The organism is Mycobacterium sp. SMC-2, assembly GCF_025263485.1.
In the GTDB taxonomy this organism is placed as follows: domain Bacteria; phylum Actinomycetota; class Actinomycetes; order Mycobacteriales; family Mycobacteriaceae; genus Mycobacterium.
The window spans coordinates 5,069,394-5,088,296 of record NZ_CP079863.1 but is presented as its reverse complement, the minus strand read 5'-3'; the positions used below and the strand labels follow the sequence as shown (position 1 = coordinate 5,088,296).

The 18,903-nt window shown below is 69.1% G+C and carries 16 protein-coding genes, 1 tRNA gene and 1 pseudogene; 10 read left to right on the top strand and 8 right to left on the bottom strand.

The window, feature by feature from the left end:
- Positions 1 to 4: 4 nt before the first annotated feature.
- The 5 genes from KXD96_RS23805 to KXD96_RS23785 all read right to left on the bottom strand — a co-directional run bounded on the left by KXD96_RS23805 (position 5) and on the right by KXD96_RS23785 (position 3,723).
- On the bottom strand, positions 5 to 652 hold the full coding sequence (locus KXD96_RS23805; RefSeq protein WP_260740637.1) for an LpqN/LpqT family lipoprotein: 648 nt from the start codon (positions 650 to 652) through the stop codon (positions 5 to 7).
- On the bottom strand, positions 649 to 993 hold the full coding sequence (gene arsC, locus KXD96_RS23800) for an arsenate reductase (glutaredoxin) (RefSeq protein ID WP_260740632.1): 345 nt from the start codon (positions 991 to 993) through the stop codon (positions 649 to 651). Before arsC ends, KXD96_RS23805 begins: the two co-directional genes overlap by 4 nt.
- Positions 994 to 1,974: a ribose-phosphate diphosphokinase gene (locus KXD96_RS23795; RefSeq protein ID WP_260740629.1), complete on the bottom strand. Its 981-nt coding sequence runs from the start codon at positions 1,972 to 1,974 to the stop codon at positions 994 to 996.
- Positions 1,975 to 2,062: 88 nt separating this feature from the next.
- Positions 2,063 to 3,481: a bifunctional UDP-N-acetylglucosamine diphosphorylase/glucosamine-1-phosphate N-acetyltransferase GlmU gene (gene glmU / locus KXD96_RS23790; RefSeq protein WP_396878890.1), complete on the bottom strand. Its 1,419-nt coding sequence runs from the start codon at positions 3,479 to 3,481 to the stop codon at positions 2,063 to 2,065.
- A 170-nt stretch (positions 3,482 to 3,651) separates the two neighbouring features.
- Positions 3,652 to 3,723: transfer RNA gene (locus tag KXD96_RS23785), tRNA-Gln, on the bottom strand.
- A 168-nt stretch (positions 3,724 to 3,891) separates the two neighbouring features.
- On the opposite strand from KXD96_RS23785, the gene KXD96_RS23780 reads away from it, so the two are divergent.
- Positions 3,892 to 4,485, top strand: a complete 594-nt coding sequence (locus KXD96_RS23780; protein WP_003877537.1) for a TetR/AcrR family transcriptional regulator — start codon at positions 3,892 to 3,894, stop codon at positions 4,483 to 4,485.
- An 82-nt stretch (positions 4,486 to 4,567) separates the two neighbouring features.
- Here the strand turns inward: KXD96_RS23780 and lysA are convergent, their stop codons facing one another.
- The gene (lysA, locus tag KXD96_RS23775) at positions 4,568 to 5,908 is read right to left on the bottom strand and encodes a diaminopimelate decarboxylase (RefSeq protein WP_260740624.1); all 1,341 of its coding nucleotides are present in this window, start codon (positions 5,906 to 5,908) and stop codon (positions 4,568 to 4,570) included.
- A gap of 107 nt (positions 5,909 to 6,015) precedes the next feature.
- Here lysA and mfd point away from each other — a divergent pair, with 107 nt between their 5' ends.
- The 9 genes and pseudogenes from mfd to KXD96_RS23735 all read left to right on the top strand — a co-directional run bounded on the left by mfd (position 6,016) and on the right by KXD96_RS23735 (position 15,482).
- A complete protein-coding gene (mfd, locus tag KXD96_RS23770) occupies positions 6,016 to 9,672 on the top strand; it encodes a transcription-repair coupling factor (protein ID WP_260740623.1) in 3,657 nt (1,218 codons plus the stop codon).
- A gap of 2 nt (positions 9,673 to 9,674) precedes the next feature.
- Positions 9,675 to 9,770: pseudogene (locus tag KXD96_RS28830) on the top strand (hypothetical protein); the annotation flags it as partial.
- Complete coding sequence (locus KXD96_RS23765; protein WP_260740621.1) at positions 9,767 to 10,744, top strand: nucleoside triphosphate pyrophosphohydrolase; 978 nt, start codon at positions 9,767 to 9,769, stop codon at positions 10,742 to 10,744. The pseudogene KXD96_RS28830 and the gene KXD96_RS23765, both read left to right, overlap by 4 nt.
- Before the next feature lie 137 nt (positions 10,745 to 10,881).
- The gene (locus KXD96_RS23760; RefSeq protein ID WP_260745524.1) at positions 10,882 to 11,610 is read left to right on the top strand and encodes a lytic transglycosylase domain-containing protein; all 729 of its coding nucleotides are present in this window, start codon (positions 10,882 to 10,884) and stop codon (positions 11,608 to 11,610) included.
- 66 nt (positions 11,611 to 11,676) lie between these two features.
- On the top strand, positions 11,677 to 12,966 hold the full coding sequence (gene eno, locus KXD96_RS23755) for a phosphopyruvate hydratase (RefSeq protein WP_260740620.1): 1,290 nt from the start codon (positions 11,677 to 11,679) through the stop codon (positions 12,964 to 12,966).
- Between the two features lies 1 nt (position 12,967).
- Entirely contained in the window at positions 12,968 to 13,633 is a 666-nt protein-coding gene (locus KXD96_RS23750) for a septum formation initiator family protein (RefSeq protein WP_260740618.1), read from the top strand.
- Positions 13,626 to 14,114, top strand: coding sequence for a DUF501 domain-containing protein (locus KXD96_RS23745; protein ID WP_260740615.1), 489 nt, complete (start codon positions 13,626 to 13,628; stop codon positions 14,112 to 14,114). The genes KXD96_RS23750 and KXD96_RS23745 overlap by 8 nt, the downstream gene beginning before the upstream one ends.
- Positions 14,108 to 15,052: a Ppx/GppA phosphatase family protein gene (locus KXD96_RS23740; RefSeq protein WP_260740613.1), complete on the top strand. Its 945-nt coding sequence runs from the start codon at positions 14,108 to 14,110 to the stop codon at positions 15,050 to 15,052. Before KXD96_RS23745 ends, KXD96_RS23740 begins: the two co-directional genes overlap by 7 nt.
- Before the next feature lie 100 nt (positions 15,053 to 15,152).
- On the top strand, positions 15,153 to 15,482 hold the full coding sequence (locus KXD96_RS23735) for a hypothetical protein (protein WP_260740611.1): 330 nt from the start codon (positions 15,153 to 15,155) through the stop codon (positions 15,480 to 15,482).
- A gap of 170 nt (positions 15,483 to 15,652) precedes the next feature.
- On the opposite strand, the gene KXD96_RS23730 is transcribed toward KXD96_RS23735, so the two are convergent.
- Together KXD96_RS23730 and KXD96_RS23725 are read right to left on the bottom strand one after the other, a co-directional pair.
- Entirely contained in the window at positions 15,653 to 16,333 is a 681-nt protein-coding gene (locus tag KXD96_RS23730; RefSeq protein ID WP_260740609.1) for a response regulator, read from the bottom strand.
- Positions 16,330 to 18,897 carry a sensor histidine kinase KdpD gene (locus KXD96_RS23725; RefSeq protein WP_260740606.1) on the bottom strand — a complete coding sequence of 856 codons (2,568 nt, stop codon included), beginning with the start codon at positions 18,895 to 18,897 and terminating at the stop codon, positions 16,330 to 16,332. Before KXD96_RS23725 ends, KXD96_RS23730 begins: the two co-directional genes overlap by 4 nt.
- Between the last annotated feature and the right edge of the window lie 6 nt (positions 18,898 to 18,903).

The following is an 18,903-nucleotide window of genomic DNA, read 5'->3' as shown; positions in this document are numbered from 1 at the left end:
GCCGCTACTTCGCGGCGACGACGAACCCTCGCATGATCGCCTCGATGTCGGAGGACTGCTCGACCGCCTGGTTGGCCAGGCCGGTGATGGTGAGCTGAACCAGGTATCGCTGGCGGGCGGGCGGCGAGCCGGTGGCGATGACGATCCGGTTGAAGCTGTGCAGCCGCGTGCCATCCAAGTCGTAGCTGCCCTGGATCATCGACGAGGGGAAGCCGTTGTACGGCGTCGTCGAGGCGTCGAGCTGCTTGAAATTTTCGAACAGCTGGGCGTCGTCGTTGCCGTGCTGGATCACCTGGGCGGGATCGAAATCACCGTTCAGCTTGAACACCACAAGCCTGGCCGTCGGATACTTGCCGCCCTTGGACAGCATCAGCGTCTCCGGGGCGATGTGCGGATTGCTCGCCGCCGACCACCCCGGGGGCGTCGGGATCGACACCGTCAGGTCGGGCAGGTTGCCGGGCGCCACTTGCTGGCCGGTGACGCCGATGTTCTGCAGATACTGCGACAGGGGCACCGGTTTTGCGACCCTCGTCGTGGTGGTCGTGGTTGCCGACGTCGTCGACCAGATCGATTGGTAGTCAGGCGTTTTCGGGCCGCATGCCACCGCGGGCAGTGTCAGCGCAATGGCCGCGGCCGCACACGCACGTCTCACAGAATCTCGCGGACGGCGTCGACCGGGCGAGCCAGCCGGGCGCCCTTCGGCGTGACGACGAACGGCCGCTCGATCAGGATCGGATGTTCGACCATGGCGTCGAGTAGCTGGTCGTCGGTCGCGTCGGCGAGGTTGAGTTCGGCGTACAGCGGTTCCCGCTTGCGCACAGCGGTCCGCACGTCGATCCCGGCGTCGTTGATCATCTGCACAAGTTTTTCGCGCGATGGCGGGTTCTTCAGGTACTCGATAATCGTCGGCTCAAACCCGTTGTCCCGCAACAAGTCCAGCGTCTTGCGGGAGGTGCTGCACTTGGGGTTGTGGTAGATGACGGTATCGGCCATCTACGCGTCCCCGTCGAACAGCCCCGTCACCGAACCGTTTTCGAAGACGGCGCGAATGGTGCTGGCCAGTAGCGGCGCGATGGACAAGACCGTGAGCTGGGGGAAACGCTTCTCCTCGCCGATCGGCAGCGTATTCGTGACGATCACCTCGCGGGCGCCGCAGGCGGCCAGCCGCTCGGCCGCCGGATCGGACAGCACGCCGTGGGTGGCCGCGATGACCACGTCGGCGGCCCCGTCTTCGCGCAACAGATTCACAGCGCCGGCGATGGTGCCGCCGGTGTCGATCATGTCGTCGATCAGCACACACGTGCGGCCTTCGACTTCGCCGACGACGCGGTTGGACACCACCTGGTTGGGCACCCGTGGGTCGCGGGTCTTGTGGATGAAGGCCAGCGGGACGCCGCCCAACGCGTCGGCCCATTTCTCGGCGATGCGCACCCGGCCGGAGTCGGGGGAGACCACCACCATGTTGCCGTCCGGATAGTTGTCCTTGATGTAGCCGGTCAGCAGGTTCTGGGCGCGCATGTGGTCGACGGGCCCGTCGAAGAAGCCCTGGATCTGATCGGTGTGCAGGTCGACCGTCACGATCCGGTCGGCGCCGGCGGTCTTGAGCAGGTCGGCGACCAGCCGCGCCGAAATCGGTTCGCGGCCGCGGTGCTTCTTGTCCTGCCGGGCGTAGGGATAGAAGGGGATGACCGCGGTGATCCGCTTGGCGCTGCCCCGCTTGAGGGCGTCGATCATGATCAGCTGTTCCATCAGCCAGTTGTTGACCGGCGCCGGATTGGATTGCAGGACGAAGGCGTCACAGCCGCGCACCGACTCCTGGAACCGCACGAAGATCTCGCCGTTGGCGAACTCCCGCGCCGTCTGAGCTGTGACGTGGACGTCGAGCTCCTTTGCCACCTGCTCGGCCAACTCCGGGTGCGCGCGGCCCGAGAACAGCATCAGGTTTTTTCGGTTGTCGGTCCAGTCGTGGCTCACCGCACTGCCCTCGTTTGGGATCGAAATGGAAGCCTCATCGTACGTAGCGAATCGTACGGAAACGCGGCCGGGTTACCAGGGACCAAATTCACGGTGTCTGTCCGGGCCCGGGTTGGTCTTCGGTCTTTTCGAGAGCCTTTTCGGCGGCTTCCGCGGCCGCGCTGCCCGGCCGTTTGCGCTGCACCCAGCCTTCGATGTTGCGTTGCGGACCCGCGGATACCGCCAGCGCGCCCGGCGGGACGTCTTCGCGGACCACGGTGCCCGCGCCGGTGTACGCCCCGTCGCCGACCGTCACCGGGGCGACGAACATGGTGTCCGACCCGGTGCGCACGTGCGAGCCGACCGTGGTGCGCGACTTGTTGGCGCCGTCGTAGTTGACGAAGACGCTGGACGCCCCGATGTTGCTGTGTTCGCCGATGTCGGCGTCGCCGACGTAGGTCAGGTGCGGGACCTTGGTGCCGGTGCCGATCGTGGAGTTCTTGGTCTCGACGAACGCCCCGAGCTTGCCGTCGTCGCCCAGCACCGTGCCGGGCCGCAGGTAGGTGTAGGGGCCGACCGTGGCGCCCGCACCGATGGACGACGACGTGCCGTGGGTGCGGATCACCGATGCGCCGTCGCCGACGGTGACGTCGGTCAGCGTGGTGTCCGGGCCGACGACGCAGTGGCCGCCGAGTTGGGTGCGCCCGAGCAACTGGGTGCCGGGGTGGATGACGGTGTCGCGGCCGATCGTGACGTCGATGTCGATCCAGGTGGTTGCGGGGTCGACGATGGTCACCCCGGCCAGCTGATGGGCGGCGATGATCCGGCGGTTGAGTTCGGCGCCCAGTTGTGCCAGCTGGACGCGGTTGTTCACGCCGGTCACCAGGGCGCTGTCGTCGACGTGCCGGGCGTGGATGGCCTCCCCGTCCCCGCGCAGGATGGCGATGACGTCGGTCAGGTAGAACTCCTGCTGAGCGTTGTTGGAGCTCAACCGGCTCAGCGCCGAGCGCAGCGCGTCGACGTCGAAGGCGTAGACCCCGGCGTTGACCTCACAAATTCCCCGCTGAGAGGGCGTCGCGTCGGCATGTTCCACGATCGCGGTGACCTCGTTGTCCTGGGTGCGCAGGATGCGGCCGTAGCCGGTGGGGTCGGCGAGCGTCGTGGTGAGCACGGTCGCGGCCGCCGACCCCGCGTTGTGCGTCGCGATCAGGTCGGCCACGGTGTCGGCGTCAAGCAGTGGCGTATCGCCGGAGGTGACGACGACCACGCCGGCGTAGTCCTCGGGCAACGCGGACAGGCCGCACCGGACGGCGTGGCCGGTGCCCAGCGGCCGGTCCTGAAGGGCGACGCCGATGGGACGTCCCAGAGCGTCGGCCGATTCGGCGACCACCGGCGCGATGCGCTGGTGATCATGGCCGAGCACCACGACCAGGTGTTGCGGCGCGACCTTGGTGATCGCGTGCAGCAGGTGGGACAACATGCTGCGGCCGGCGATCGTGTGCAGCACCTTGGGGGTGTCCGACCGCATCCGGGTGCCGGGCCCGGCCGCGAGCACCAGGACCGCGGTATCACCACGAGACGCCACGAGATCTCCTTTCGGCGCGAGCGACCGTGTCGGTACGCCGACACGCCGTCAAGCGTGTCATTCTGCGGACGCTCGCGGCAAAGGGCCACGCTTTCTGGGGCCCATTTTTGGGGCTCCGTCGCCAGGACTCGAACCTGAACTCTCAGAACCAAAATCTGATGTGCTGCCGATTACACCACGACGGATCGCAAGCCCCGTCGGCCCGCGCCACCAAGAGACTTTAGACGGTCTGCGGGGCGATCGCGGCGCCGTGGGAAAGACGGGCGGTTCGGTGCCGGCGAAGCTATACGCTGATTGACGTGGCTGTTCTCGATAAGGAGCCGGACAAGGAGGTCCGCGCGCCGCGCGCGCGGATGACCGGCAGCGAACGCCGACAACAACTCATCGGCATCGCGCGCTCGCTGTTCGCCGAACGCGGTTACGAGGGCACCTCGATCGAAGAGATCGCGCTGCGCGCCAACGTGTCCAAACCCGTCGTCTACGAGCATTTCGGGGGCAAGGAGGGCCTGTATGCCGTCGTCGTCGACCGGGAGATGTCGGCGTTGTTGGACGGCATCACGTCGTCGCTGACCAACAACCGGTCCCGGGTGCGGGTCGAGCGGGTCGCGTTGGCGTTGCTCACCTACGTCGAGGAACGCACCGATGGCTTTCGGATCATGATCCGGGACTCGCCGGCCGCGATCAGCTCGGGCACCTACTCAAGCCTGCTCAACGACGCCGTCAGCCAGGTCAGCTCGATCCTGGCCGGCGACTTCGCTCGTCGGGGCCTGGATCCGGACCTGGCGCCGCTCTACGCCCAGGCGCTGGTGGGCTCGGTGTCGATGACGGCGCAGTGGTGGCTCGACACCCGCGAGCCCAAGAAGGAAGTGGTCGCTGCGCACCTGGTCAACCTGATGTGGAACGGCCTGACCCACCTGGAGGCCGACCCCCGGCTGCAGGACGAGTAGCCCGGGGTGTGCTCGCGAGCGTAATCACACTGCGAAATCTGGCGAGATTTTTCGCAGTGCGGTTACGCTCGGCGCCGCGCCGTTAGCCGGTATCGCGGGCCAGCAGGTCGGCGATCGTCTCGCGGCGCACCAGTTCGCGGGTGCGGCCGTCCCTGACGCCGACCACGGCCGGCCGGCCGATCATGTTGTAGTTCGACGCCATGCTGTGGTGGTAGGCGCCGGTGCACGCCACGGCCAGCAGGTCGCCGGGGTGCAGGTCGGCGGGCAGGTCGATGTCGCGGGCGATCTCGTCGCCGGATTCGCAGTGCCGGCCGGCCACGGTGACGCGCTGCTTGAGGCCCAGCGCATGCCGGTTCGCCAACGCGACGGTGTAGCGGGCGCCGTATAGCGATACCCGAGGGTTGTCGCTCATTCCGCCATCGACGGCGACGAAGGTGCGGCCGCCGCATTGCGTCTTCACCGAGCACACGCGATACAGGGTGACGCCGGCCCGGCCGCTGATGGCCCTGCCGGGCTCGACCACGACCTTGGGTCGCGGGAAATGCTCGGCGGCGCAGGCCTCGTCCAGCGCGTCGTCGATGACGCGGGCGAGTTCGTCGAGGTCGAGCTCGGGATCGCCGGGAACGTAGGGGATGGCGTGCCCACCACCGAGGTTGAGCTCGGTGAGGATGACGCCGTGCCGGGCCCGGATGTCGGCCATGGCGGCGACCAGCCGGTGAGTCGCTTCGCCGTAGAGGGCGGGGTCGGTGACCTGCGAGCCGATGTGGCAATGCAGGCCGACCAGGTCGAGGATGGGATGCGCCAGCACCCGATTCACCGCCTCGGCGGTCTGGTCACCGGCGAGGGTGAACCCGAACTTCTGGTCGCTGATGCCGGTGGTGACCGCGCGGTGCCCGTGGATGTCGATGTCCGGTGTGACGCGGACGAGCACGGGCTGGCGCCGGCGGGCCAGGCCCGCGAGGTAGGCGATCTCCATGCACGAATCCACCACGATCCGACCGACCCCGACGCGCAACGCAGCGCGCAACTCCTCGGGCGACTTCGCGTTACCGTGCATGATGATCCGCGCCGGGTCGACCCCCCCGGCAAGGGCGACGGCCAGCTCACCGCCCGAGCAGACGTCGATACCGAGACCCTCTTCGCGGGCCCAGCGGGCGACCGCGGTGGTCAGCAGCGACTTTCCGGCGTAGACCACCTGAACGTCGCGCAGCGCCTTGCGATAGCGGCGGGCGCGGCGCCGGAAGTCGGTTTCGTCGACGACGTAGGCCGGCGTGCCGAACTCGTCGGCGATGTCGGCCAGTGGTACACCGCCGACGCGGAGCCGGCCCTCCTCGTCGGGGTGGGCGGTGATGGGCCAGATCGCGGGGTCGAACCGCGGGGGCGCCGCGTGGCCCAGGGACGGCAGGATGTCCAGCAATGTCATGAAACCAACGTGCGCCCGCAGCGGGTCGGGTGCCGCTTTCCTTACGAAGCCTTGACGTCTCCGGGCTCAATATTGACGAATCTTGGCGCCCCTAGAATGGATTCATCATGACCGCACCGGGGCCTGCTCGCCCAGAATCCCCGATCGCGGGGCTCGTTGAATTGGCGCTCACCGCGCCGACCTTCCAGCAACTGATCGACGACGCGGCCGAGCGCCCGGCCGAGCTTCACCTGGTGGGTCCAGCCGGCGCGCGGCTTTTCGTCGCCGGCGCGCTGGCGCGGTTGGGCCCTCTGCTGGTAGTCACCGCGACCGGGCGTGAAGCCGATGACCTGACCGCTGAACTGCGCGGCGTCTTCGGCGATGCCGTGGCGGCCTTTCCGTCCTGGGAGACGCTGCCGCACGAGCGGCTCTCGCCGGGCGTCGACACCGTCGGCGCCCGGTTGACCGTGCTGCGCAGGCTGGCTAATCCCGACGATGCACGGCTGGGCCCGCCGCTGCGGGTGGTGGTGACCGCGGTGCGCTCGCTGCTGCAGCCGATGACGCCGCAGCTGGGCCTGATCGAGCCGATCACGTTGAGCGTCGGCCGGGAGATCGCCTTCTCCGACGTCGTCGCCAGGCTGGTCGAGCTGGCCTACACCCGGGTCGACATGGTGGGCCGGCGCGGCGAGTTCGCCGTGCGCGGGGGCATCCTCGACGTCTTCCCGCCGACCGCCGAGCACCCGGTGCGCGTCGAGTTCTGGGGCGACGAGGTCAGCGAGATGCGGATGTTCGCCGTCGCCGACCAGCGCTCGATACCCGAGATCGAGATACAGACGGTGATCGCGGTGCCCTGCCGCGAGCTGCTGCTCACCGACGACGTGCGGGAGCGGGCCGCCGCCCTGGCCGCCCGGCATTCCACGGGCGAGCCCGCCATCACCGGCAGCGTCACCGACATGCTGGCCAAGCTGGCCGAGGGCATCGCGGTCGACGGCATGGAGGCGCTGCTGCCGGTGCTGCGGCCCGGCGAACACGTGCTGCTGACCGACCAGCTGGCCGAGGGCACGCCCGTGCTGCTGTGTGACCCCGAAAAGGTGCGCACCCGGGCCGCCGACCTGATCAAGACGGGCAGCGAATTCCTGGAGGCGTCGTGGTCAGTCGCCGCGCTGGGCACCGACGCGCCCGTCGACGTCGCGCAGTTCGGCGGATCGGGGTTCGCCGAACTCGACGACGTGCGCGCCGCGGCGGCCCGCGGCGGTCACCCGTGGTGGACGCTGAGTCAGCTCTCCGACGAGTCGGCCGTGGAACTGGACGTGCGGGCGGCGCCGTCGGCCCGCGGGCACCAACACGACATCGACGGCATCTTCGCGATGCTGCGTGCGCACGTCTCGACCGGTGGTTGCGCCGCGGTGGTCGCCCCCGGCGCCGGGACCGCCCACCGGGTCGTCGAGCGGCTCGCCGACTCCGACACCCCCGCCGCCATGCTGGAACCGGGCGCGACTCCGAAACCGGGTGTGGTCGGGGTGCTCAAGGGCCCGCTGCACGACGGTGTCATCGTCCCCGGCGCCAACCTGGTCGTCATCACCGAGACCGACCTGACCGGGAGCCGGGCCACGGCCGTCGAAGGCAAGCGGCTGGCGGCCAAGCGGCGCAACACCGTCGATCCGCTGGCGCTGACGGCCGGCGACCTGGTGGTGCACGACCAGCACGGCATCGGGCGGTTCGTCGAGATGACCGAGCGCACCGTCGGCGGCGCCCGGCGCGAATACCTGGTGCTGGAGTACGCGTCCAGCAAGCGCGGCGGCGGTTCGGACAAGCTGTACGTCCCGATGGACTCGCTCGACCAGCTGTCCCGCTACGTCGGCGGGCAGGCGCCGGCGCTGAGCAAGCTCGGCGGCAGCGACTGGGCCAACACCAAGACCAAGGCCCGCCGCGCCGTCCGCGAGATCGCCGGCGAACTCGTCGCGCTGTATGCAAAACGGCAGGCGAGCGCCGGGCACGCCTTCGCGCCGGACACCCCGTGGCAGGCCGAAATGGAGGACGCCTTCGGCTTCACCGAGACCGTCGACCAGCTCACCGCGATCCAAGAGGTCAAGGCCGACATGGAGAAACCGATCCCGATGGACAGGGTGATCTGCGGCGACGTGGGGTACGGCAAGACCGAGATCGCGGTGCGGGCGGCGTTCAAGGCGGTCCAGGACGGCAAGCAGGTCGCCGTGCTGGTGCCCACCACGCTGCTGGCCGACCAACACCTGCAGACGTTCACCGACCGGATGGCCGGCTTCCCGGTGACCGTCAAGGGGCTCTCCCGGTTCACCGACAACGCCGAGTCGCGCGCCGTGATCGAGGGCCTGGCCGACGGGTCGGTGGACATCGTGATCGGCACGCACCGGCTGCTGCAGACCGGGGTGCGCTGGAAGGACCTGGGCCTGGTGGTGGTCGACGAGGAGCAGCGCTTCGGCGTCGAGCACAAGGAGCACATCAAGTCGCTGCGCACCCACGTCGACGTGCTGACCATGAGCGCCACCCCCATCCCGCGCACCCTGGAGATGAGCCTGGCCGGGATCCGCGAGATGTCGACGATCCTAACGCCGCCCGAGGAGCGGTATCCCGTGCTGACCTACGTCGGACCGCACGACGACAAGCAGGTCGCGGCGGCCCTGCGGCGCGAGCTGCTGCGCGACGGGCAGGCCTTCTACGTGCACAACCGGGTCAGCTCCATCGACCGGGCGGCGGCCCGCGTCCGCGAGCTGGTGCCCGAGGCGCGGGTGGTCGTCGCGCACGGCCAGATGCCCGAGGAGCGGCTGGAACGCACCGTGCAGGGGTTCTGGAACCGCGAATACGACATCCTGGTGTGCACCACGATCGTGGAGACCGGGCTGGACATCTCCAACGCCAACACGCTGATCGTCGAGCGCGCCGACACCTTCGGCCTGTCCCAGCTGCACCAGCTGCGGGGCCGGGTCGGGCGCAGCCGCGAGCGCGGTTACGCCTACTTCCTGTATCCGCCGCACGCCCCGCTGACCGAGACGGCCTACGACCGGCTGGCGACCATCGCGCAGAACAACGAGCTGGGCGCGGGGATGGCGGTCGCGCTGAAGGACCTGGAGATCCGCGGCGCCGGCAACGTGTTGGGCGTCGAGCAGTCCGGGCACGTCGCCGGCGTCGGGTTCGACCTGTACGTGCGGCTGGTGGGCGAGGCCGTCGAGGCCTACCGCGCGGCCGCCGACGGCCAAACCGTGACCACGCCCGAGGAGCCCAAGGACGTGCGCATCGACCTGCCGGTGGACGCGCACCTGCCGCCGGACTACATCGGCAGCGACCGGCTGCGGCTGGAGGCCTACCGGCGGCTGGCGGCGGCGGCGGACGATGCGGCCGTCGACGCCGTGGTGGAGGAACTCGTCGACCGCTACGGCGCGCTGCCCGAACCGGCGCTGCGCCTGGTGGCGGTGGCGCGGTTGCGGCTGCTGTGCCGCGCCGCCGGCATCACCGAGGTATCGGCCCCGTCGGCGGCGACCGTGCGGCTCTCGCCGATGACGCTGCCCGACTCGGCGCAGGTGCGGCTCAAGCGGATGTATCCGGCCGCGAGCTACCGCGCCACCACCTCGACCGTGCAGGTTCCCATCCCGCGGGCCGGCGGCGTCGGGGCGGCGCGCATCCGCGATGTCGAGTTGGTGCAGATGGTGGCCAATCTGGTGACGGCGCTGCAAGGTAAGCCCCAGACCGATATTGGTATAACGGGGTCGTCACCCGCACCGATGGCCAGTGAGGAGCGGCAAGCGCGATGATCCGCGCCGGCGACGATGCAGTGGGGGCACGCCCCCAAAGGGAGGGACCCCCACCCGCTTGCGGGGGACGAAGCGATGAGAAGGAGCGACGCCTATGATCGTCGTCTTGTTCGACCCGCGTCGCCCGTCGCTGGTGCCGGTGGAGGCCATCGAACACTTGGCCGGAGAGGTGCAGTACACCGAGGAGATGCCCGTCGCGGTGCCGTGGTCGCTGCCCGCGGCGCGTCCGGTGCACTCCGGCGACGACGCGCCGGTGCTGCTGTCGTCGGATCCCGACCATCCGGCCGTCACCGCCCGGCTGGCTGCGGGCGCCCGGTTGATCTCCGCGCCGGAGACGCCGCGCGGCGAACGACTGGTCGACGTGGTCGCGATGATGGACAAACTGCGCACCGCCGGACCGTGGGAGAGCGAGCAAACCCACGACTCGTTGCGCAGGTTCCTGCTGGAGGAAACGTACGAGCTGTTGGACGCGGTCCGCAGCGGCAGCGCCGACCAGCTGCGTGAAGAACTCGGCGACGTGCTGCTGCAGGTGCTCTTCCACGCGCGCATCGCAGAGGACGCCCCGCAGCTGCCCTTCACCATCGACGACGTCGCCGTCACGCTGATGCGGAAGCTGGGCAATCGGGTCCCCGGTGTGCTTGCGGGCCAGACCATTTCGCTTCAGGAGCAGTTAGCGCAATGGGAAGAACGCAAGGCGGCCGAGAAGTCGCGAAAGTCGGTGATGGACGACGTGCACACCGGACAGCCGGCATTGGCGTTGGCGCAGAAGGTGATTCAGCGCGCCGAGAAGGCGGGCCTGCCCGCCGACCTCATCCCCGGCGAGATCACCTCCATCTCCGTGGCGGCCGACGGTGACGCGGAAGGCGCGTTGCGCTCGGCGGTTCTGGAGTTCGTGGACACGGTCCGCGAAGTCGAGCGGGCGATCGCCGCGACGCGCCGCGGCGTCGGTGTCCCGGAGGAGTTCGACGTGGCCCCCCTCGGGGAGATCACGGAAGACGAGTGGCGTGAGCACTGGCCATCGGGCGAGGCGCCCGATGCGTCCTCGGCGGGCGCCGTGGCCGACGACGCCTGAGCGCCAACGCGCGCAGCTAATGAAAATCAACTGAATACCTGCGTCGGGGCCCCGATGCGACCGGGCTGCTGCGCAACCCATGGGACGATGGTTGCGGAAGTTGGTGCAGGGGAGTTTGAGGAGCTTTAACCAGCATGGTGTCGCCGAGGCGTTGGCTGCGCGCGGGCGCCGTGATCGGCGCGACCGCGATGCTGATGGCCTCCAGTTGCACGTGGCAGCTCAGCCTCTTCATCCCGGAGGGTGTCCCGCCGCCGGCGGGGGCCCCGGTGCCGCCGGTGGACACGCACGCCAGCGGCCGCCCCGCGGACCAGCTGCGGGCCTGGGCCGAAGAGCGGTCGGCGGGGTTGGAGATTCCGGTCATCGCGCTGGAGGCGTACGCGTACGCGGCCCGGGTCGCCGAGGTCGAGAACCCCAAGTGCCATATCGCGTGGACCACGTTGGCGGGCATCGGGCAGGTCGAAAGCCACCACGGCACCTACCGCGGCGCGCGGCTGTCGCCCAACGGGGACGTGAGCCCCCCGATTCGCGGTGTTCGCCTGGACGGTAGCGGCGGCACCCTGCGCATCGTCGACAGCGAGGAACAGGCGACGGACGACGACGGGGTGGTGCGGGCCATGGGGCCGATGCAGTTCATCCCGGAGACGTGGCGGTTGTACGGTGTCGACGCCCACAACGACGGCCGCCTCAGCCCGGACAACATCGACGATGCGGCGCTCGCGGCGGCGGGTTACCTGTGTTGGCGGGGAAAGGATCTGGCGACACCTCGCGGGTGGATCACCGCGCTGCGGGCCTACAACAACTCGGGCGTGTACGCGCGGGCGGTGCGCGACTGGGCGACCGCTTATGCGGCGGGTCACCCGCTGTAGCAGGATGTATCAGGCTTTACGCTAACGGCGGCCCGAGGCCCAGCCAGGAACACAAGGAGAGACTCAGTGCCGATTATCGAGCAGGTCGGGGCCCGCGAGATCCTCGATTCCCGCGGTAACCCGACGGTCGAGGTCGAGATCGCCCTGATCGACGGGACGTTTGCCCGGGCGGCGGTGCCTTCCGGCGCGTCGACCGGTGAGCACGAGGCCGTCGAGTTGCGCGACGGCGGTGAGCGTTACGGCGGCAAAGGCGTACACAAGGCCGTGCAGGCGGTCCTCGACGAGATCGGCCCGGCGGTGATCGGCCTGGCCGCCGACGACCAGCGATTGGTGGACCAGGCGCTGGTGGACCTGGACGGCACCCCCGACAAGTCCCGGCTGGGCGGCAACGCGATCCTGGGCGTGTCGCTGGCCGTCGCCAAGGCCGCCGCCGATTCCGCCGAGCTGCCGCTGTTCCGCTACATCGGCGGGCCGAACGCGCACATCCTGCCGGTGCCGATGATGAACATCCTCAATGGCGGAGCCCATGCCGACACCGCCGTCGACATCCAGGAATTCATGGTGGCGCCGATCGGCGCCCCCAGCTTCAGCGAGGCGCTGCGCTGGGGCGCCGAGGTGTACCACTCGCTCAAGTCGGTGCTGAAGAAGCAGGGTCTCTCCACCGGCCTGGGGGATGAGGGCGGTTTCGCGCCCGACGTGGCCGGCACCACCGCGGCCCTGGACCTGATCGGCCAGGCCATCGAGTCGGCCGGTTTCAAGCTCGGCGTTGACGTGGCGCTGGCCCTGGATGCGGCGGCCACCGAGTTCTATAAAGACGGCACCGGATACACCTTCGAGGGCAGCACCCGCACGGCCGAGCAGATGGCGGAGTTCTATGCCGGACTGCTCGGCTCCTACCCGCTGGTGTCCATCGAAGACCCGCTGTCCGAGGACGATTGGGACGGCTGGGCGGCACTGACGGCGTCGATCGGCGACCGCGTGCAGATCGTCGGCGACGACATCTTCGTCACCAATCCCGAGCGCCTCGAAGAGGGCATCGAGAAGGGCGTCGCAAACGCGTTGCTGGTCAAGGTGAATCAGATCGGCACGCTGACCGAGACGCTCGACGCCGTCGCGCTCGCCCACCACAGCGGGTACCGCACGATGATGAGCCATCGCAGCGGCGAGACCGAGGACACCACGATCGCCGACCTGGCAGTGGCCGTCGGCAGCGGGCAGATCAAGACCGGCGCGCCGGCCCGCAGCGAGCGCGTCGCCAAGTACAACCAGCTGCTGCGCATCGAGGAGGCGCTCGGCGACGCCGCCCGTTACGCCGGCGATCTGGCGTTCCCGCGCTATACGCCGGAGGCCAAATAGCTTGCCCGCCAAGCCGGATCCGAAACGGCGCACCCCGGCATCGCGTCCGGGGAAGGCCGGTGATCCGGTTCGGCGCCGCCGCACGGCCAAGCCCTCTTCCAAGCCGTCTGGCACCGCGAAGAAGGCCGGCCCCCGGTCGGCTGCCGAGCATGTCGTCGAGCCCATCACGCGGCAGGCGGCCGAATCGCTCGAACAGCGGTCGGAGCAGCGGTTGGGTTTCACCGCGCGGCGGGCGGCGGTGCTGGCCGCGGTTGTCTGCGTGCTGACGCTGACCATCGCCGGCCCGGTACGCACCTACTTTGCGCAGCGCACCGAGATGAATCAGTTGATGGCAAGCGAGGCCGCCCTACGCCGTCAGATCGCCGACCTCGAGCAGAGGAAGGCCAAACTCGCTGACCCGGCCTACATCGCGGCGCAGGCCCGCGAGCGGCTCGGCTTCGTGAAGCCGGGCGACATCCCGTTCCAGGTTCAGCTTCCGGCCACGGCGGCGACTCCGTCCGAGCCGGGGGGCCAGGCGGCGAAGCCCGCCAGCACCGATCCGTGGTACACGTCGCTGTGGCACACCATCGCCGACGCGCCGCACCTGCCGCCGGCCAATGTGCCCCCGCCCGAACCTGGGCCCGCCGGCCCCGTTCCGCCGCCGAGCCCCACGGCGCCCGGTGGTTGATCGTGCCGACCTGGAGGCCGTGGCGCGTCAGCTCGGCCGTGAGCCGCGCGGCGTGCTCGAGATCGCCTACCGCTGCCCCAACGGTGAGCCGGGCGTGGTGAAGACCGCGCCGAGACTTCCTGACGGAACGCCGTTTCCGACGTTGTACTACCTGACACATCCGGTGCTGACCGCGGCCGCCAGCAGGCTGGAAGCGACCGGATTGATGCGCGAGATGTCCGAGCGGTTGCGGCATGACCCCGAATTGGCGGCCGCGTATCGGCGCGCCCATGAGTCGTACCTAGCCGAACGGGACGCGATCGAGCCGCTGGGGACGACGTTTTCCGGTGGCGGAATGCCGGACCGGGTGAAGTGTCTGCACGTGCTGATCGCGCATTCGCTGGCCAAGGGGCCGGGCTGCAACCCCCTCGGCGATGAGGCGCTGGCGATCCTGGCCCCCGAGCCCGCAATGGCCGGCATTCTGGTGGCCGGGCAATGGTGAGCCGGCTCGCCGGAATCGACTGCGGGACAAACTCGATTCGCTTGCTGATCGCCGACGTGCGCGACGGTCGGCTGCGCGACGTGCATCGGGAGACGCGGATCGTGCGGCTGGGCCAGGGTGTGGATGCGGCGGGTGAGTTCGCGCCGGAGGCGATCGCCCGGACCCGCGATGCGCTTGCCGACTACTCCGTCTTGCTGAAGCGGCACGGCGTCGAGCGGGTGCGGATGGTGGCCACGTCGGCGGCTCGTGACGTCGCCAACCGTGATGTCTTCTTTGCGATGACGGCCGAGGTGCTGGGCGCGGTGTTGCCCGGCGCGGTGGCGGAGGTGATCACCGGCGCAGAGGAGGCCTCGCTTTCGTTTCGTGGAGCCGTCGGCGAATTAGATTCCGCGGTGGGGCCTTTCGTCGTCGTTGACCTGGGTGGCGGCTCTACGGAGATCGTTGTCGGTGCGGATGCGGTGGTGGCGAGCTATTCGGCCGACATCGGCTGCGTGCGGCTGACCGAGCGTTGCCTGCACTCGGACCCGCCGACGCCCGACGAAGTGGAGGCGGCCCGCGGGGTGGTCCGCGAGCGCCTCGGCGTCGCGCTGGGCGTGGTGCCCGTGGAGGCGGCGCGAACCTGGGTCGGGCTGGCCGGAACGATGACGACGCTGTCCGCGCTGGCCCACAACATGACGGCGTATGACTCTGCGGCCATTCACCTTTCGCGCGTTTCCTGCAGCGACCTGCTGGCGGTGTGTGAGCGGCTGATCGCCATGCCGCGATCCGAGCGCGCGGCGCTGCCGCCGATGCACGAGGGGCGAGCCGACGTGATCGGCGGCGGCGCGATCGTGGTCGAGGAGTTGGCACGCGAGCTGCGTGCCCGGGCCGGTATCGATGAGTTGACGGTCAGCGAACACGACATCCTGGACGGCATCGTGCTGTCGATCGCCGGTTAAGTCACAGGGGTCACACCCGTCTCCGCGCCGGAGGAATCGACGATGTGCCCGCCTCACAGCGACAAGTGCGGGTGTCGGACCGGTATGCGATGGTGCGGCAATGAACCTTCAGGGAATCGAGCTGCGTTACGTGCTGACGATGCACCTTGCCCACAATGGGCCGGCGACCATTGCCGAAATGATCGAAGCCCTTACCGAACAGGGCTTTCAGATCCGCGGCAGGGCATCGAAGGTCATCTCGGACGCCCTGCGTTGGGAGATCGGCCGAGAGAGGGTGCGCCGCGTTGGCCGCGGCCGATACGGGCCAAGGGGCATCCCGCGCTCCACCGAGCACCGAATCCATCAGCGCGTGCTGGCGCTGCGTGAGGCGGCGCGTTGTCGCTGTGAGGCGGGCACATCGTCGATTCCTCGGGCGCAGGGGCGCAAGTGACAGATGTGACTATGCCCGTAGCCGCCCGCCGCGCGCCGCTGACTGGCGCCACCGCCGCGCACGACTGTGCGCTCAGGGCTTCCGGTGTGCAGTGAGGGCGGGGATTCGGCGGCCGGCGGGCAAAATTCGCGTCGTGGCCGCACACTCGAGGCGTTCCGCGCCGGAGAAACTCACGCCTCGAAGCGATAACCCATGCCCGATTCGGTCAACAAGTGCTTGGGGTGTGACGGGTCGTCCTCGAGCTTGCGTCGCAGCTGCGCCAAATACACGCGCAGATAATGCGTTTCGGTGGCATACGCCGGGCCCCATACCTCCTTGAGCAGCTCTTCGCGGCCGACCAGCTTTCCGCGATTGCGGACCAGCATTTCGAGCATCCCCCACTCCGTCGGGGTGAGGTGGACTTCGGCACCGTTCTTGGTGACCTTCTTCGCGGCCAGATCGACGGTGAAGGCATCCGTCTCGATCACCGGATGCTCCAGCTCGGACGCCGCGGTATTGCGGCGCACCGCCGCCCGCAGCCGGGCCAGAAACTCGTCCATGCCAAAGGGTTTCGTGACATAGTCGTCGGCCCCGGCGTCGAGCGCCTCGACCTTGTCCGACGAATCGGTGCGCGCCGACAACACGATCACCGGCGCGGTGAGCCAACCCCGCAACCCGGCCAGCACCTCGATGCCCGAGATGTCGGGCAGGCCCAGGTCGAGGATCACCACGTCGGGTTTGTGCTCGGCGGCGGCGCGCAGCGCGCCGGCCCCGCTCGACGCGGTGATCACCTCGTAGCCCCGCACGGACAGGTTGATGCGCAGCGCCCGCAGGATCTGCGGCTCGTCGTCGATCACCAACACCCGTGTCATTGCGCACCATTCGGTTCTGGCGCAGCCAATTCCACCACCACGGTGAGTCCACCGCCCGGGGTGTCACCGGCCGAGATGGCGCCGCCCATGGCTTCGACGAAGCCGCGCGCTACCGACATGCCCAGGCCCACCCCCGTGGTGTTGTCCTGATCGCCGAGGCGCTGAAACGCTTCGAAGATCTGCTCCTCGGTGCCGTGCGGGATTCCGGGTCCCTCGTCGATGACGTTGATCAGGACGCGATCACCCACGCGTCCCGCGTTGACCCGAACGACACAGTCGGGCGCGTACCGCAGCGCGTTGTCGATCAGATTGGCCAGGACCCGTTCCAGTAGCCCGGCGTCGGCCAGCACCACGGCGTCACCGACATCAACCTTGACCCGGTCGATGGCGGACCGGTAGAAGCCGGTGGCGCCCTTGCCGATGCTGATCAGCGCCCGTTGCACCGTCTCCTCCAGATACACCCGGCGCAGGTCCGGGCGCACCACACCGGCGGCCAGCCTCGACGAGTCGAGCAGGTTACCCACCAGCGCGGTCAGCTGGTCTATCGACTCCTCGATGGTCGCCAGCAACTCCGCCGTGTCGGCGGCGGAAAAGGCGACGTCCTCGGCACGCAGGCTCGACACCGCGACCTTGGCCGCCGCCAGCGGGGTACGCAGGTCGTGGCTGACCGCTGACAACAGCGAACGCCGCAGCTCGTCGGCCCGCACGATCGCCTCGGCCCGGCCGGCTTCCTCGGCCAGCTCGCGCTGCCGGATCAGGCCCGCGGCCTGCTTGGCCACCGCACTGAGCACCCGCCGGTCGCGCGCCGAAAGCTTCCTGCCCGCCAACAGCATCCAGAACTCGTCGTCACCGACCTCGATCGCGGTGTCGGCGGAATCGACGGCGACACAGGGGTTTCTGCCCACGCAGGCGACGACCTCGCCCTTGTTGCCCACGGCGCGATCCTCCTCGCTGGGCTCGCGCAGCATGCTGACCGCGCGCTGCGAGTAGGTCTCGCGCACCCGCTCGAGCAGCGTCTCGGGGTCGGCGCCGCGCAGCACCGAGCCGGCGAACAGCGTCAGCAGCTCGGCCTCCTGGGAGGCGCGCCGGGCCTCCCGGGTGCGCTTGGCCGCGCCGTCGACCAGCACCGCGACCGCGACCGCGACGATGAGCAGCACCAGTTCGGTGATGGCGCTGCTGGGTTCGGCGATGGTGAAGCTGTGCCGCGGGTCGGTAAGGAAGTAGTTCAGCAGCAGCCCGGACAGCACCGCCGAAAGCGCCGCCGGGGCTACGCCTCCGAGCAGACCCACCAGCAGCACCCCGACGAAGAACAAGGCGCTCTCGCCGCCGGTATCCAAATACGGGTCCAGCAAGGCGACCGTGAGCCCGCAGATGGCCGACGGGACGATGAACGCCGCCAGCCAGGACGCCACCCGTCGCTCGTTGGGCGCCAGTGACGCCGCGCGAAAACCGCGTTTGGATTCCTCGTGGGTCACCAGGTGCACGTCGATCTTGCCCGACTGTTCGACGATCCTCGCGCCGATGCCCTCCTCGAAGACCCGCGCCCACCGCGAGTGCCGCGAGGTACCGATCACCAGCTGGGTGGCGTTCATCTCACGGGCGAAATCCAGTAGGGCAGTGGGCACGTCGTCACCGACCACGGTATGCAAGGACGCGTCGAGGCTGCTTGCCAACTCGCGGATCTTCGCCATCCGCGCCTCCGAAAGGCCGGCCAGCCCGTCACCGCGGATGACGTGCACCACCATCAGCTCGGCGCTGGACTTCGACGCGATACGGGATGCCCGCCGCACCAACGTCTCCGACTCCGGCCCGCCGGTGACCGCCACCACGACCCGCTCGCGGGCCTCCCACATGTCGGTGATCTTGTTCTCGGCGCGGTACTTGGCCAGCGCGGTATCGACCTGATCGGCCAGCCAAAGCAGCGCCAGTTCCCTTAGCGCGGTAAGGTTTCCGCGGCGGAAGTAATTCGACAGCGCGGCGTCGATGCGCTCGGCGGCATAGACGTTGCCGTGGGAAAGCCTGCGGCGCAACGCCTCCGGCGTGATGTCGATCAGCTCGACCTGCGAAGCCTGCCGGACGATGGAATCCGGAATCGTCTCCCTTTGTTCGATGCCCGTGATCTGGGCAACGACGTCATTGAGGCTTTCCAGGTGCTGGACGTTGACGGTCGAGATCACCGTGATCCCGGCGTCGAGCAATTCCTCGACGTCCTGCCAGCGCTTGGCGTTCTTGCTGCCCGGTGTGTTGGTGTGCGCGAGTTCGTCGACCAAGACGACCTGCGGCCGACGCGCGAGGACGGCCGGCACATCGAGTTCGGGAAAGGTGCCGCCGCGATATTCGATGTAGCGCGGCGGAATGAACTCGATGCCCTCAAGCAGCTCAGCGGTTTTCGCCCTGCCGTGGGTCTCGATCACGCCGGCCACGAGGTCGGTACCGCGTTCCAGCCGGCGATGCGCCTCGCCGAGCATCGCGTATGTCTTGCCCACCCCGGGAGCCGCGCCGAGGTAGATCCGCAGCTCGCCGCGTTTGGGACGGTGGTCGATGACGCTCACGTCAACCATCATCCCCCT